Source organism: Geobacillus sp. E263 (genome assembly GCF_007197795.1).
Lineage (GTDB): Bacteria > Bacillota > Bacilli > Bacillales > Anoxybacillaceae > Parageobacillus_B > Parageobacillus_B toebii.
This window is the reverse complement of the sequence record NZ_CP041632.1, coordinates 627,096-642,828: the sequence shown is the minus strand read 5'-3', so window position 1 is coordinate 642,828 and position 15,733 is coordinate 627,096. Positions and strand designations below refer to the sequence as shown.

General features: G+C 42.2%; 12 protein-coding genes. 3 read left to right on the top strand and 9 right to left on the bottom strand.

Going from position 1 to position 15,733, the window contains the following annotated elements:
• Positions 1-3 precede the first annotated feature (3 nt).
• The 4 genes from menB to FNL97_RS03275 are packed head-to-tail and all read right to left on the bottom strand — an operon-like array spanning position 4 to position 4,766.
• Complete coding sequence (gene menB / locus FNL97_RS03290) at positions 4-822, bottom strand: 1,4-dihydroxy-2-naphthoyl-CoA synthase (RefSeq protein ID WP_015864889.1); 819 nt, start codon at positions 820-822, stop codon at positions 4-6.
• Entirely contained in the window at positions 822-1,634 is an 813-nt protein-coding gene (gene menH, locus FNL97_RS03285; protein WP_143415039.1) for a 2-succinyl-6-hydroxy-2,4-cyclohexadiene-1-carboxylate synthase, read from the bottom strand. Before menH ends, menB begins: the two co-directional genes overlap by 1 nt.
• Positions 1,631-3,385: a 2-succinyl-5-enolpyruvyl-6-hydroxy-3-cyclohexene-1-carboxylic-acid synthase gene (gene menD, locus FNL97_RS03280; RefSeq protein WP_143415038.1), complete on the bottom strand. Its 1,755-nt coding sequence runs from the start codon at positions 3,383-3,385 to the stop codon at positions 1,631-1,633. Before menD ends, menH begins: the two co-directional genes overlap by 4 nt.
• Positions 3,378-4,766, bottom strand: coding sequence for an isochorismate synthase (locus FNL97_RS03275; RefSeq protein WP_143415037.1), 1,389 nt, complete (start codon positions 4,764-4,766; stop codon positions 3,378-3,380). Before FNL97_RS03275 ends, menD begins: the two co-directional genes overlap by 8 nt.
• Positions 4,767-4,935: 169 nt before the next feature.
• Here FNL97_RS03275 and FNL97_RS03270 point away from each other — a divergent pair, with 169 nt between their 5' ends.
• The 3 genes from FNL97_RS03270 (at position 4,936) to FNL97_RS03260 (ending at position 7,601) form a co-directional block, all read left to right on the top strand.
• Entirely contained in the window at positions 4,936-5,874 is a 939-nt protein-coding gene (locus FNL97_RS03270) for a 1,4-dihydroxy-2-naphthoate polyprenyltransferase (RefSeq protein ID WP_143415036.1), read from the top strand.
• A gap of 85 nt (positions 5,875-5,959) precedes the next feature.
• Positions 5,960-6,724 carry a yteA family sporulation protein gene (locus FNL97_RS03265; RefSeq protein WP_143415035.1) on the top strand — a complete coding sequence of 255 codons (765 nt, stop codon included), beginning with the start codon at positions 5,960-5,962 and terminating at the stop codon, positions 6,722-6,724.
• An 82-nt stretch (positions 6,725-6,806) separates the two neighbouring features.
• Positions 6,807-7,601: a TIGR00266 family protein gene (locus FNL97_RS03260; protein ID WP_143415034.1), complete on the top strand. Its 795-nt coding sequence runs from the start codon at positions 6,807-6,809 to the stop codon at positions 7,599-7,601.
• 26 nt (positions 7,602-7,627) lie between these two features.
• Here FNL97_RS03260 and FNL97_RS03255 read toward each other — a convergent pair whose 3' ends face one another.
• The 5 genes from FNL97_RS03255 to glgB are packed head-to-tail and all read right to left on the bottom strand — an operon-like array spanning position 7,628 to position 15,539.
• Positions 7,628-10,030 carry a glycogen/starch/alpha-glucan phosphorylase gene (locus FNL97_RS03255; RefSeq protein ID WP_143415033.1) on the bottom strand — a complete coding sequence of 801 codons (2,403 nt, stop codon included), beginning with the start codon at positions 10,028-10,030 and terminating at the stop codon, positions 7,628-7,630.
• Positions 10,017-11,471: a glycogen synthase GlgA gene (glgA, locus tag FNL97_RS03250; protein WP_143415032.1), complete on the bottom strand. Its 1,455-nt coding sequence runs from the start codon at positions 11,469-11,471 to the stop codon at positions 10,017-10,019. Before glgA ends, FNL97_RS03255 begins: the two co-directional genes overlap by 14 nt.
• Positions 11,468-12,499, bottom strand: coding sequence for a glucose-1-phosphate adenylyltransferase subunit GlgD (gene glgD, locus FNL97_RS03245; protein WP_143415031.1), 1,032 nt, complete (start codon positions 12,497-12,499; stop codon positions 11,468-11,470). Before glgD ends, glgA begins: the two co-directional genes overlap by 4 nt.
• A gap of 6 nt (positions 12,500-12,505) precedes the next feature.
• Positions 12,506-13,657: a glucose-1-phosphate adenylyltransferase gene (locus FNL97_RS03240; protein ID WP_143415030.1), complete on the bottom strand. Its 1,152-nt coding sequence runs from the start codon at positions 13,655-13,657 to the stop codon at positions 12,506-12,508.
• Positions 13,608-15,539 (bottom strand): 1,4-alpha-glucan branching enzyme, encoded by a 1,932-nt coding sequence (glgB, locus tag FNL97_RS03235; RefSeq protein WP_143415029.1) that lies wholly within the window; start codon positions 15,537-15,539, stop codon positions 13,608-13,610. Before glgB ends, FNL97_RS03240 begins: the two co-directional genes overlap by 50 nt.
• Positions 15,540-15,733 lie beyond the last annotated feature (194 nt).

The following is a 15,733-nucleotide window of genomic DNA, read 5'->3' as shown; positions in this document are numbered from 1 at the left end:
TTCTTATGGAAAACGTGGGAATTGTTTAAAGTTTGGTTTGCGTTTTTCTTTAAATGCATCTCGTCCTTCTTTTGCCTCATCGGTTGTATAGAATAGCAACGTTGCATCACCGGCAAGCTGTTGAATACCAGCTAAACCGTCAGAATCAGCGTTAAATGCCGCTTTTAAGAAGCGAATCGCCGTTGGGCTTTTCTCTAAAATTTCCTGCGCCCATTTTACTGTTTCTTCTTCCAATTGCTCTAATGGCACCACTTTATTGACAAGTCCCATTTCTAATGCTTCTTGCGCGGTATATTGACGGCATAAATACCAAATTTCACGCGCTTTTTTGTGACCAACAATACGCGCTAAATAGCCTGCGCCATATCCACCATCGAAACTTCCTACTTTTGGACCAGTTTGTCCAAAAATCGCGTTATCTGCGGCAATCGTTAAATCACAAACAACATGCAATACATGACCGCCGCCAATGGCATAACCGGCCACCATGGCAATAACAGGTTTTGGAATGATACGAATTAATCGTTGCAAATCTAACACATTTAGCCGCGGGATTTGATCTTCACCAACGTATCCTCCGTGGCCGCGCACTTTTTGATCCCCACCGGAACAAAACGCTTTTCCGCCTGCACCTGTTAAAATAATAACACCGATATTTGCGTCATCGCGCGCATAAGAAAATGCATCGATTAATTCCTCGACAGTTTTTGGACGGAACGCGTTATGTACTTCTGGACGGTTAATCGTAATTTTCGCAATCCCATTGTACGTTTCGTATATAATATCCTCATACTCGCGTTCCTTTACCCATTCGATAGCCATTATACTCTCCTCCTTGTTATAAACCTACTTACTATTTTAGCAAAAATTTCTCGTTGTTCCACATGAATTGCATGACCTGCTTCGGGAACTTTTATCATTTCACAATTAGGAAGATATTCTTTCATCTCTTCAGCGATACGGCAAAATTTTTGATCCCATTCTCCACACAAAAGCAAAGTCGGTACGTTTACTTTGGATAAACGATTCCAAAAGGAAGGCTGTCTTCCAGTCCCCATCCCGCGCAAACTATTTGCTAATCCAAGCGCATTATTGTTTAGCCGTTCATTACGGATTTGCTGCTGCACGCTAAGAGGCAAGCGCTTTTGGGATGCGAAAAGCGGCATGTTTTCCCACTTTTCGACAAATGCTGTAACGCCATATTGCTCTATTTCTTCCGCTAACGCTTCATCTCTTTTCATTCGTTCTCGTCTTTCCTGCATCGTTTTTAATCCCGGAGAACTGCTTTCTAATATCAGTGTCCGAACACGATGAGGGTAAAGAACCGCAAACGTTAACGCAAGCCGCCCACCCATGGAATATCCTAGCACATGGGCATCTTGCAAATGAAAATACCGCAATATTTCGTCCAGATCAGCAGCTGCTTTTTCCATCTCATATCGAGCTGGATCATTTGGCGAATCGGTAAGGCCGTGCCCGATAATATCAACAAGAACGAGCTGATAATCACGCCAATATGGGAGAAAAGGTTTCCACGTTTCAACGCTGCCAGTAAATCCGTGCAACAGTAAAAGCGGTTCTCCATCTCCGTATCGTTCAACATGATAGGAAACCCCGTTGACGAAAATATTCATACCATTCTCCCTTTTTCGAGAAATTCCGCTATTTCCTGGGAAACCTTTTCCCACAAAAGACGATGTTTTCTTACATTATTTTCTCTTGACGTGCATACTTCCATCACGTGAAGGCCATCTGTTGTCAATGATTGTGTAACATAATGGCGAAATTCATCCCATGTCTTGATTTTCTGGTAATTTCCTTCATACATGCGGACAGCATGCTCAAATTGCAAATCTGTTGGCGTGCCAAACAACATTTCAAAATGTTTTTTGTGTTTCGCTTGCGGCAAAAACGAGAAAATTCCGCCGCCGTTATTATTAAGAACGATGATCGTCGCGTGTAGTCCATGCATTTTTGCGGCTAATAGCCCATTCAAATCATGATAAAAGGAAAGATCGCCAATGACAAGCACAAGCGGTTCGGTAACAGCACTAGCTCCTAGCGCGCTTGACACAACGCCGTCAATCCCATTTGCGCCACGGTTCGCCAAAATGCGTATTTGCTTGTCGTTTGTAAAGAAAAATGTATCCGTATCGCGAATCGGCATACTATTGCCAACAAATAAGGTAGCACCGTCCGGAAGCAATTGCGAAAGTTCCGTAAACACTTTTCCTTCGAATAATTCCTCTTCCATCGTTGCTTCAAGAAGTACAGATTTTGCGATATCGTTGATCATTTTCCACGTCGTTGACCATTGACTTTTGCTCTGCTTCGACGCCCCAATATCGATAAGTCGGCGGCAAAATTCAACCTCATCGCAATACACCATGTACGATGCCATTAATGTCGGTTCCCGCCATCCGCCTTCTCCATCCACAACGATTTGTTTAATGGATGGATATCGTTTCAGCAAAAGAAATAGCGGCTTAGAAACCGGCATGGCGCCGAAACGAATAACGACATCCGGAACTAATGAAGCTGCAATCGTTTCATCTTTTAATATCGCGTCATAACTGTCAATAATATACTCTTTTGCATGTGTTCCGCTGCGCAGTTGAGAAAGCGGATCCGCTAAAATAGGAAAATCGAGCATTTCCGCTAGCTTCGTGACCGCCTCAGCAAACGCTGGCTGATCGATTTGTCCGCAAACGATCAGCCCTTTTTCAGCCGAAGAAAGTTCATTGTATAACTCCTGAATTTGTTCCATGCCGATCGTCATTTTCCCCGGAATGACCGTCGTATAAGACGGCTCTTTCGCTTCGATTTGTTCCCACGTTTCTTCATGAACGATCGGCACAAGCGGCTCACGCAACGGAAAATTTAGATGAACAGGGCCTGCCGGGGCGCTGATTGCCACCCCTGCCGCTCTTGCTGCCATCGTCCGCGCATAGCGGAGCATGTCTGTCGACTTTTCTGGCAGCGCCATTTCTACAAACCATTTGGCATATCTTCCATATATGTTCAGCTGGTCAATTGCTTGCGGCGCCCCGACATCCCGTAATTCATGCGGGCGATCTGCCGTAATGACGATAAGAGGCACACGCGAATAATAAGCTTCCACCACCGCTGGAAAATAGTTCGCAACCGCCGTTCCTGACGTACAAAGAAGAGCGATAGGATGCCGTTTTGCTTTCGCCATGCCGAGAGCAAAAAATGCGGCGGAGCGCTCATCAATGTTTATATGTACGCGCATCGCCGGATGTTCTGCCATCATAATGGCAAGCGGTGTCGAACGCGATCCTGGGCTAACCACCACATCTTGCACGCCGATTTTCGCTAACTCATCCACAAAAGCTGCTATATATAATGTTAGTGCTTCATTCATCTCGCTCCACTCCCAGCGCCGATAACATCGGGGTAAATTTCACTTTCGTTTCTTCATATTCACTCATCGGGTCAGAATCGCCGACTACACCGCAACCTGCAAAAATGGACGCTTCTTTTCCCTGTAAAAGCCCCGAACGAATGGCTACGGCAAATTCTCCGTTTCCTTCTGCATCCATCCATCCGATTGGTGCCGCATACCATCCCCTGTCTAATGGTTCGGCTTCCCGAATTTCTTTGATCGCCTTTTCTCGCGGTGTTCCGCCAAGCGCCGGCGTCGGATGCATTTGTTCTACGATCGATAAAACAGAAGCGGCGCGGCACTTTTCCCCGATCACAGGCGTATATAAATGTTGAATATGCTGTAATTTTAACAGTTGCGGTGAAGATGGGATTTGTACACGCTTGCAAACCGCTTCTATCGCTTCTTTAATCATCTGAACAACAAATTGATGTTCACGAAGGTTTTTCTCATCATTCATTAGCCATTTCCCGAGCTGTTCATCTTCTTGAAGTGTTTTTCCGCGGCGTATTGACCCAGCTAAACAAATAGAATAACATGTATCTTTTTCCTTCTTCACAAGCTGTTCCGGAGAAGCGCCAATAAAACATTGCCCTTCTTGTTCAAATGCAAAAATATAGCTAAATGGCTGTTGTTCACGCAATTGCTGCAAAACGACGCTTGGATCGATCGCATCAGCAAACGATAAACGCGCCTCTCTCGCCAGCACTACTTTATCGAATTTTCCATTGCGAATATTCTCGATTATTTTTGTTACCGCACCCATCCACTCTTCTTTTTGCACTTCCTCATATTTTATTAACGACGGCAATGAAGATGTTGTCTGTCTTTGTTCCTGTCCCTGATATAATAACCGAATCAACACCCCTATTTTTTCCATCATTTCTTCATTCTGTTCAGAACGCATCGTCACCGTTAATGTTGCTTTTCCTTTTTTGATCGATAAAAGAACCGTTGGCACAATCATTTTCGCATGAGGAAAAGCGCGCCATTTCTCTGTCCTAGGTTTGAACGGATCAAATGAAAAACCCCCAAATATAATAGGAGTCGCATCTGTTCCGTTAGAATAGGAAGCGGTTTGTGCCATCCATCGATTCCACTTTGTCTCTACTGTGCGAAACCGTTGTTCTTTTTCTTCGGTTTCAATGATATATGTGCAGCCCAGTCCTACATAGACAGTTTCATTCGTGCGATCAGACCAATAAAACCGCTGACGAAAGGAACACGCTTGTCCTAATGCAAAAAAATAAACCGGATCTACATGATCAATTTCCTCGCTCCAGCTAATAAACGGACGATTCGCTTTTTTTCCGATGAAATGCAATTGTTCTTGAATTTTATGCTGGTATAAAATCGCCACTGTAATCCCGCTTTCTTGTTTTATTACTTATTTTCTATTTTCCATTATATATAATAGGAAATAATTTATCTATTCTAAAGGGGTTGACACCTTATAACCGTTTTCCTACACTTATTGTGAACGTTTTTTGAACATTACTTTTATTTTATCTGATATGAGAGGTATGATTATGCACTCGTCATTGCAAACAGATCGTCGTTTTCCGCCGGTCAATCGCCGCCGCGATTGGCGTGTTTGGTGGAGGTTAACGCGTCCGCATACATTGACAGCCGCTTTTGTTCCCGTTTGTATTGGCACAGCATTAGCAGTTCATGAAACAAATATTCGCTTTTCGCTATTTATTGCAATGCTTGTAGCTTCTTTATTCATTCAAGCCGCAACAAATATGTTTAACGAATATTATGACTTTAAACGCGGGCTTGACTCGCCAGAATCCGTAGGGATTGGCGGGGCGATTGTCCGCGAAGGAATTCATCCAAAAGCAGTTTTACATCTAGCTATTTCCTTTTTCGCCATCGCAATGTTAATTGGTGTCTATATTTGCATGAATAGCAGCTGGTGGCTTGCACTGATCGGTTCCATTTGTATGGCGGCTGGATATTTCTATACAGGCGGTCCTGTACCAATTGCGTATACCCCGTTTGGGGAGCTTGCTGCCGGATTTTTTATGGGACTAGTTATCATTTTAATTTCCTTTTTCATTCAAACTGGAGAAGTGACAAAGACAGCGATTTTGATTTCTGTTCCGATTGCCATTTTAGTCGGAGCGATTTTGCTGGCAAACAACATTCGCGATCTCGATGGAGACAAAGAGAACGGGCGAAAAACATTAGCAATTTTAGTCGGACGAAACAATGCGATTCGCATTCTTGCCGGCATGTTTGCCATATCGTTTATTTGGATGATTGGCTTAGTCCTTTTCCACCTTGTTTCCGTCTGGACGTTGCTCGTCTTTTTCAGCGTGCCAAAAGCGATTACAGCGACGAAAGGATTTATCGGCAAAACAAAGCCGATTGAAATGATGCCGGCGATGAAAGCAACAGCACAAACGAATACACAGTTTGGCTTTCTATTGGCAATTGGTTTGCTTATTAGCTATTGGTTGTAACACGGTCTGAATGAACCGTGTTTTTTTTTATTTTTCGTTCATACTACAAGATAAACGGTTTATTTTTAGGAAGGAGTTATGAAATATGTTAACACACAAACAGTTATCTGCCTTCCAGATGCAGCTTCTTAAGGCAAAACAAGATATTGAAGAACGTTTACGTCATAATGACCATTTTGGCAAAGAACGAAGCCATGCCCATGACTCAGTCGGCGAGCTTTCTAGCTTTGACAACCATCCGGCGGATGAAGCAACGGAGCTATACGAACGCGAAAAAGATTTGGCGCTAAACGAACATACAGAACGAGAATTAAAGGAAATTGAACATGCACTGGAGGCCATTCGAAACGGCACGTACGGCACATGCGAAGTTTGCGGAAAGCCAATTCCGTACGAACGGCTCGAAGCATTGCCGACAACAACGTTTTGTAAGGAACATAGCTCTGATCAAACGGTTTCTCAAAAGCGGCCGCTCGAAGAAGGAGTGTTGATTCCTCCATTTGGAAAATTTGATTTCGATGACCGCAACGAATCAGTAGCATATGATGCGGAAGATGCCTGGCAAGAAGTAGCACGCTATGGCTCATCCGATACTCCTTCCGATTTAGGGAAAAATGTCGACTATTATGGGGAAGTATACGCTGAATCAGAAGAACATGTCGGTTATGTCGAGGAATTGGAAAATTTTGCGGCGGTAGATTTATATGGAAAAAATGTGAAAGTATATCCAACAAGAGAACACGAACAGCTGGAAAATATTTTGGACGATGAAGGAATCATGTCCAATATCGGCGATTTGCCAGCATATGAAAAAGACCCTTATACAGAAAAAGAAGACCATCGACAATGATGGTCTTTTTTTGAAACAAAAAGGGATCTAAACTCGTATAGAGAATATGTACCAAAGAAACAATGATATTGAGGTGAAGACAATGAATGCCCATGAAATCGACTACAGGCTATATGGAGACGATATGCAATTTGTTGAAATTGAATTAGATCCCCAAGAGAGCGTCATCGCGGAAGCTGGCGGCATGATGATGATGGAAGATGGCATTACGATGGAGACGATCTTTGGAGATGGCACTGATTCTGGAAAAGGGTTTTTCAACAAATTAGTTGGAGCGGGAAAACGACTGTTGACAGGCGAAAGCTTATTTATGACCGTGTTTACAAACAACAGCGCAGAAAAACGCCGCGTCTCGTTTGCCGCTCCATATCCAGGGAAAATTATTCCAGTGGATTTGAGCGAACTTGGCGGCAAAGTGATTTGCCAAAAAGATTCCTTCCTTTGTGCGGCGAAAGGCGTTTCCGTCGGCATCGATTTTCAACGTAAACTTGGCACTGGCTTTTTCGGTGGAGAAGGATTTATTATGCAAAAACTCGAAGGAGACGGCCTTGCCTTTTTACATGCAGGCGGAACCATTTACAAGCGTCAGCTAGAGCCTGGTGAGAAATTGCGCATCGATACCGGCTGTTTAGTTGCCATGACAAAAGAGGTCGATTATGACATCGAATATGTAGGCAAAATTAAAACCGCCTTTTTTAGCGGCGAAGGGTTGTTTTTTGCAACATTAACCGGTCCGGGAACCGTTTGGGTGCAGTCGCTTCCATTCAGCCGGCTTGCCGACCGAATTATTGCCGCCGCTCCAAGCTCGGGAGGCCGCTCTGTCGGAGAAGGAAGCGTTCTCGGCAGCATTGGCGATTGGTTCGATGGAGATGATTAAGAGAGAGGCGAAAAACCTCTCTTTTTTTATTTATTCAACGGATGAATATTCCATATTTCATTTGCATACTCCTGAACCGTCCGGTCACTGGAAAAACAACCAGAATGAGCAATGTTAATCGCGCTCATTTTCAGCCATCGTTCACGCTGCCTATACGCCTCTTCTACTTTTTCTTGTGTTTCCACATATGATGCAAAATCACGCAGCACAAAATATTCATCGTTTTGTGTTAAAAGCGAATCATAAATCGGCTCAAAATGGTCATGGACATCTGGAAAAAATCCGTTGACTAACTGATCGACGACCTGCTTAATCCGTTTATCGTGATGATAATATTCGTGCGCGCGGTATCCGCCATTTTGATAGTAGTTTAACACTTCTTCCGCAGTAAGCCCAAAGATGAATATATTTTCTTCCCCGACCGCCTCCAATATTTCAATATTCGCTCCATCGAGCGTTCCAAGCGTAATCGCTCCATTCATCATAAATTTCATATTACCGGTGCCGGATGCTTCTTTGCTGGCCGTTGAAATTTGCTCGCTTACATCCGCCGCTGGAAAAATTTCTTCCGCTAGTGAAACGCGATAGTTTTCTAAAAAAATCACTTTTAATTGTTCGTTTGTCTTTTTATCATTATTCACTTTTTCAGCGACAGAATGAATAAGCTTAATAATCCGTTTTGCATAATAGTATCCAGGGGAAGCTTTGGCGCCAAAAATAAATGTGCGCGGATAAATTGAAAAGCTCGAATCTTCTTTCAGGCGGTTATACAGATACATAATGTGGAGAACATTTAACAATTGCCGCTTATAAGCATGGAGCCGTTTTACTTGTACATCAAAAATCGATGATTCATTCACGACGATCCCCGTCTTTTCATAAATGCGCTTCGCTAATTTCGCTTTGCGCTGCTGCTTGACGTTTGCGAGTTCCTGCAGAAACGACGAATCAAAAGCATATGGCTTTAAATGAATTAATGCTTGCGGTTCTTTTATCCAACTGGTGCCGATCGCCTTTGTAATTAACGAAGAAAGCTCTGGATTCGCCTTTAACAGCCAACGCCGGTGCGTCACTCCATTCGTCTTGTTATTAAATTTTTGCGGCTGGAACTCGTAAAACCGCTTCATTTCCCGCTTCTTTAAAATTTCCGAATGCAATTTTGCCACTCCGTTCACACTATGGCTGCCAACAATCGCTAAATGCGCCATTTTCACAAGACCGTGTGCGATAATCGCCATCTCTTCAATTCGCTTCCAATCGCCGGGATAATGATTCCAAAGTTCGCGGCAAAATCGCTCATTAATCTCCTCCACAATCATGTAAATGCGCGGCAACAGCGGCTGGAAAATACGAATCGGCCATTTCTCTAACGCCTCCGATAATGTCGTATGGTTCGTATAAGAAATCGTATTTGTCGTAATATGCCAGGCATCTTCCCAGCTCATTCCTTCTTCATCTAATAAAATCCTCATCAGTTCGGGAATCGCTAACACCGGATGAGTATCATTCACATGAATCGCCACATGCTTATGCAGCTCATACAGGTGCCCATGCTGGCGGCGATGGGCGCGAACGATGCTGCCAACGCTTGCAGCAACAAGAAAATATTGTTGTTTTAATCGCAAAATTTTCCCTTCGTCATGGGTATCATCAGGATATAAAAATTCTGAAATCGCCTCTGTTTCCCGTTTGTATTGCATCACGCTTTTATGAGGCGGAAAGGTTTTTGCTGGTTCTGCGCTCCAAAGCCGCAGCGTATTCACTGTTTTCGTATCATAACCGATGACTGGCATATCATATGGAACCGCCATTACTTTCTCACTGTCAATATGGCGGAATGTCAGACGGCCGTTTTGGTTGGATATTTCCACTTTTCCCAAAAAATTCACTTCAACCGCTAATTCCTCTTTTCTAATTTCCCATACATTTCCGTGGCGCAGCCATTGTTCTGGCAGCTCGACTTGATATCCATCAACAATTTTTTGGTCAAAAAGCCCATGTTTATAGCGAATTCCACAACCGTGACCAGGCAAATCAAGAGAAGCAAGCGAATCTAAAAAACACGCAGCAAGGCGGCCAAGACCGCCATTGCCTAGCCCCGCATCCGCCTCGACTTCTTCCATATCATCCAAGCGAATTCCTAAATCGTTCAGCCCTTCTTCCACGACATTGCGAATGCCAAGGTTAAGCAAATTGCTGCCAAGGAGGCGTCCTAACAAAAATTCAATCGACAAATAATATACTTGCTTCTGCTTTCGCGCACGATTTCGCTCATTCGTCTGAATCCAGTTTTGGCTAATATATTCACGAACCATGTTTCCTAATGTATTATATTGATCACGCAGTGTTGATTCTTCAAACCGTTTGCCGCACAGCATCTCAAGCCGTTTTAAAAACGTTTTTTTAAATTCTTCTTTATTCGAGAACATGATGTTCACTCCCAGCCATTAAATCTGCATATACTCGGTTATACTTAAACGCTGATTGCCGCCAGCTATAATCACGGCTCATTGCTTCTTTCATTAGCTTTTCCCATATTTGTTTTTCCTTATAAAACGTAAGCGCGCGGCGAATGGTATATAACATATCATGGGCATTGAAGTTCGTAAAACTAAACCCATTCCCTTCTCCCGTAAACTCATTATACGATTGTACCGTATCGTTTAATCCTCCCGTTTCCCGCACAATCGGAATCGTTCCGTATCGAAGAGCAATCATTTGGCTGAGACCGCACGGTTCAAATTTAGATGGCATTAAAAATAGATCAGCTCCCGCGTAAATTTTATGTGCTAACTCTTCGTTAAAGCCGATACACACTTTTGCTTTATCTGGATACGTTGCCGCCATATCATAGAAAAATTGCTCAAACTTTTTGTCACCCATCCCTAGCAAAATGAATTGAACATCTTCGGCAATAATTTCATGGAAAACGCACTTGACTAAATCCATCCCTTTTTGCTCTGTCAAACGGGTTACCATCGCAATGACCGGGACGTCTTCCCTTATCGATAAACCAAAATATTGTTGAAGTGCGCGTTTATTCATTTGTTTTCTAGTAATAGTATGTATATCGTATGGCACCGCAATAAATGGATCCTTTTTCGGATTATACATTTCATCGTCGATACCGTTTAAAATTCCGATTAAATCACGCTGGCGCGCCCGTAATAGACCATCGAGCCGCTCTCCGTAATATTCCGTCTGAATTTCTTCTTTGTATGTCGGACTGACCGTTGTAATAATATCGGCAGAAACAAGCGCTCCCTTCATAAAGCTCACATTCCCATAAAACTCTAAATACTCAATCGTAAAATAACGGTCACTTAAATTCAATAAATCTCCTAAAATTTCGCGTGGAAAAATTCCTTGAAACTGTAAATTATGAATCGTAAACACGGTGCGGATTCGTTCATAAAATGAATTTTTTCGATATTCTTCGCGCAATAAAAAAGGGATCATGCCGGTATGCCAATCGTGGCAATGAATAATATCTGGACGAAACGGAATCACAGGAAGCGCGTCTAAAACAGCGCGGCAAAAATACGAAAACCGTTCTCCATCATCATAATGTCCGTATAACTGATGGCGCTTAAAGTAGTATTCATTGTCCACAAAATAATAAATAACTCCTTCGTATTCAAACTTTTCAATTCCGCAATATTGCCGTCTCCATCCAACTCTTACCACAAACTCGGCAATTTTTTTCATTTCTTTTTTATATTTTTCTGCAATTGTTTCATATTTTGGCATGATTACCCGAATGTCTATGCCTAATTTTCGCAATTGTTTCGGCAATGCTCCGGCAACGTCCGCTAATCCTCCAGACTTTACAAACGGTACGCATTCCGACACGACAAATAATACATTCACCGGTTGATCAACTCTCCTTGTACCATTCCTTTACGAATCACAAATGGCGCCCGCTTTGTTCCACGTAAAGAAACGTTATTTTCTACTTTCGCATCTTTATCAACAATGACGCAATCTAGTTCACAATGATCGCCAATTTGGCTTTTTTGCATAATAATGCTATTTTTTATGACCGTTCCTTTTCCAATTTTCACGGAACGAAAAATGATGCTGTTTTCCACATGGCCTTCGATAATGCATCCATTGGCAATCATCGAATTTTTCACGACCGCTTTTTCTGTATATTTCGTTGGCGGTTCATCTTTCACTTTCGTATAAATCGGACGTGACTGGATAAACAACTGCTGCCAAACATCTTTATTTAGCAATTCCATACTATGCCGAAAATAACTTTCAATCGAATCAATAACAGCTGCGTATCCGTCGTGTTCATAGTCACAAATTTTTAAGGAATGGCGATGGTCGCGAACAACATCTACAATACTGTAATAGCCGGTATTTCGGTGATTAGCGATTAAATCGAGCAACAATGATGTCTCTAACACAAACATTTCAAGCGAACGCCCTTTATAACGAACTTCGGTAATATCACATTCGTTTGCAATATGGCGCTCTAACACCGCTTCATAATCGATATTGCAAATCGTATAACTATTGCAAATAACGGCATATTTTTGTCTGCTGCGCAAAAAATAGTCAATATGTTGTTCAAAATGGGCGAATGCTCCAACGTGATGCATTGGAATCGATAAATCTGGAGATGGGAAGAAAAACAGTCCGTCCCGTTTTCGGTTTAAATCCCAATTTTTCCCTGACCCTAAATGATCCATTAATGAGCGGTATTGATATTTTGGAAAAATCGCCACACTCTCAATTCCCGAATGAACCATACTCGACAATACAAAATCGATTAATCGATATCTCCCCGCAAACGGCACAGCTGCAACAGAGCGGTGCAATGTTAACGGTTGAAGCGGCTCGATATACGTTGTTGCGTCAATAACTCCCAGCATCCATTTATTATTCACTGTTGCTCATCCTTTCCGAATATCTTCCATTTTCCGTTCTGTTAACCATTCCTTTGTAACAAGAAGAATATCATCGGAGCAAATAACTGAATGTGGCGGAATCTCTACGTCCGGCGGCACGATCGCTCTTTCGATATATACCCCCTCGCCAATCACCGCATCTGGCATAATGACGCAATCTTTCACGATTGCTCCTTTCCCGACATGAACCCCTTGAAATAATACGGAATGCTCGACATTCCCTTCCACCATGCATCCCTCGTTCACAAGCGAATTAATGACGACGGCCTCATCGGAAATGTATTGTGGCGGCTGATTCGGATTGACAGAATAAATCCGCCATGAATGGTCAAATAAATTTAATTCATTTTCTTCGTCCAATAAATCCATATTGGCCTCCCATAAACTTTGTACCGTTCCAACATCTTTCCAATAGCCTTTAAATGGATAGGCAACAAGCCGCTTCTTCTCCCGAAGCAATAACGGAATCACATCTTTTCCAAAGTCGTGGCTGGAATATGGATTTTCGTTGTCTATTTGCAAATATTCTTTTAAAAGCGGCCAGTTAAACATATAAATACCCATCGAAGCAAGGTTGTTTTTCGGATTCGCCGGTTTTTCTTCAAATTCAATAATTTCCATTTGTTCATTGGTATTCATAATGCCGAACCGGCTTGCCTCTGCCCAAGGCACTTCAATAACAGAAATGGTTACATCCGCTTGTTTCGCAATATGATAATCCAACATTTTTCGATAATCCATTTTATAAATATGGTCGCCTGATAACACTAGCACGTAATCCGGATCATATTGTTCAATGTAATTGATATTTTGATAAACGGCGTTTGCCGTTCCTTCATACCATTTCACACCAGACGATACGGAATAAGGAGGGAGAACGGTGACACCGCCATTTTTCCTGTCTAAATCCCAAGCGCTGCCAATACCGATATAAGAGTGTAATAAAAGCGGCTGATATTGCGTTAATACCCCGACCGCATCGATGCCGGAATTTGTGCAGTTGCTCAATGTAAAATCAATAATTCGATATTTTCCGCCAAATGGAACCGCTGGCTTTGCAATGTTTTCCGTCAATGAGCATAGACGGCTACCTTGCCCTCCTGCCAATAACATGGCGATGCACTTTTTCTTTACCATTAATGTTTCTCTCCCCTCGTTTTTTTACTGGTCTTAAAATAGAAATGCCAAACGGCGGAATCGTCATCCGAATGTGATACGGTTTTCCATGAAACGGCTCTTTGACCGCTGCAATCGGCTTCGCATTGATATTCCCCCATCCCCCGAACTCGACTGCATCGCTATTGATTATTTCTCGATATGCAGCAAACAGCGGTACGCCAACTTTATAATCGTAGTACACTTTATTGGTGAAGTTGCAAACAATAACAAGTAAATCGTTTTCTTTTTTTCCCCTGCGAACAAATGAGAAAATGCATTGTTCAGCATTATGAACATCAATCCACTCAAACCCATCTGGAGAATGATCTAGCTCATAAAGAGGTTTATGGCGCTTATAACATTTCAATAATTGTTTCACATAAATATTCATATTCCGATGCAGATCAAAATTAAAAAGCACCCAATCAAGCTGCTCTAAATCTTTCCATTCATCAAATTGAGCAAATTCACCGCCCATAAACAATAACTTCTTACCGGGATGTGTCAACAAATATCCATACAGCAACCTTAATTGCGCAAACTTTTCCTCATATGTCCCCGGCATTTTATTTAACAGCGATTTTTTTCCATGTACGACCTCGTCATGGGAAAAAGGTAAAATGAAATTTTCTGAATACGCGTACAAGAGGGAAAATGTTACTTTATTGTGCACGTATTTTCGCTGCTCTGGGGCAGTTTCCATATAAGTTAAAATATCGTTCATCCATCCCATGTTCCATTTATAGTTAAATCCCAACCCTCCGTCGTACGTTGGGGCAGTGACGCGCGGCCAGTCTGTCGAATCTTCGGCAATCATTAAAATGCTTGGGTCATACGCAAATACGGTTTCATTTAATTTTTGCAGAAACTGCACAGCATACGGATTCTTATGCAGTACATCACTATTTGGCCAATATAGCATATTTGCTACTGCGTCCACTCGAAATCCATCCACATGGAAATATTCCATCCAAAATAACGCATTGGAAATTAAAAAACTGCGAACTTCCGGCCTGCCAAGATCAAAATTCGCCGTTCCCCACACGTAATTTTCTCGGTCTTGCATATTGGCATATTCATATGCCGGTGCGCCATCAAACATATATAACCCATGGGAATCTTTACAAAAGTGGCCAGGGACCCAATCGATAATCACACCGATTCCCGCTTGGTGGCAGCGGTCAATAAAATGCATCAAATCATGCGGTGTCCCGTAACGGCTTGTTGCTGAATAATAACCTATTCCCTGATATCCCCAAGAGCGGTCGAGCGGATGCTCGACAAGCGGAAGCAATTCAATATGAGTAAAGCCATGTTCAAGAACATAAGGGATTAGCTCATCCGCCATCTCTTGATATGTATAAAAACTGCCATCCTCCTTCTTTTTCCATGAACCAAAGTGGAGCTCATAAATAAATAAAGGCTGATCATAAATTCGTTTTTGCCGCTTCTTTCGTCGCCATGCTTGGTCATTCCATTGATATCCTTTTATGTTGTAGACAATGGAGGCAGTATGGGGGCGCAATTCGGAGTAAAACGCATATGGATCCGATTTGAGCAGGACATTCCCATCGCTAGTTTTAATCTCATATTTATATAAATGCCCTTCTAAGTTTTCGGGAATAAAAATCATCCATACGCCTTGATCATTTGCTTTCATCAGGTTAAAATTAGTTCCGTTCCATTCATTAAAACTGCCGACTAACCGCACTTCCCGCGCATGCGGAGCCCACACACAAAATCGAGTTCCAACCATGCCGTTTTTCTTTATCACATGTGCACCAAACAATTCATAACTTTTATATAAGCTGCCTTCATGAAATAAATAAATTTCTAAATCAGTGGGACTGACGGAGATCAATCTGCATCGCGTCCTTTCCTAAATTTTCTTGCTGTTGATACTTATATTCCACAACGGTGTATAAATTCCTTGAGAAAAAATTTTCTATTTTTTGATATTTTCCAACAAAACGAGCCGAAAAATTTTTTTGCACAATTTTAGATGATTATATTATAATATATATAAACTAATAATTATTATAAAGTAGAGGTGTG

What these genes read in the sequence shown, in the direction of transcription:
- menB (WP_015864889.1), bottom strand. Translation starts at nt 822, where the DNA reads ATGGCTATCGAATGGGTAAAGGAACGCGAGTATGAGGATATTATATAC.
- menH (WP_143415039.1), bottom strand. Translation starts at nt 1,634, where the DNA reads ATGAATATTTTCGTCAACGGGGTTTCCTATCATGTTGAACGATACGGA.
- menD (WP_143415038.1), bottom strand. Translation starts at nt 3,385, where the DNA reads ATGAATGAAGCACTAACATTATATATAGCAGCTTTTGTGGATGAGTTA.
- FNL97_RS03270 (WP_143415036.1), top strand. Translation starts at nt 4,936, where the DNA reads ATGCACTCGTCATTGCAAACAGATCGTCGTTTTCCGCCGGTCAATCGC.
- FNL97_RS03265 (WP_143415035.1), top strand. Translation starts at nt 5,960, where the DNA reads ATGTTAACACACAAACAGTTATCTGCCTTCCAGATGCAGCTTCTTAAG.
- FNL97_RS03260 (WP_143415034.1), top strand. Translation starts at nt 6,807, where the DNA reads ATGAATGCCCATGAAATCGACTACAGGCTATATGGAGACGATATGCAA.
- FNL97_RS03255 (WP_143415033.1), bottom strand. Translation starts at nt 10,030, where the DNA reads ATGTTCTCGAATAAAGAAGAATTTAAAAAAACGTTTTTAAAACGGCTT.
- FNL97_RS03240 (WP_143415030.1), bottom strand. Translation starts at nt 13,657, where the DNA reads ATGGTAAAGAAAAAGTGCATCGCCATGTTATTGGCAGGAGGGCAAGGT.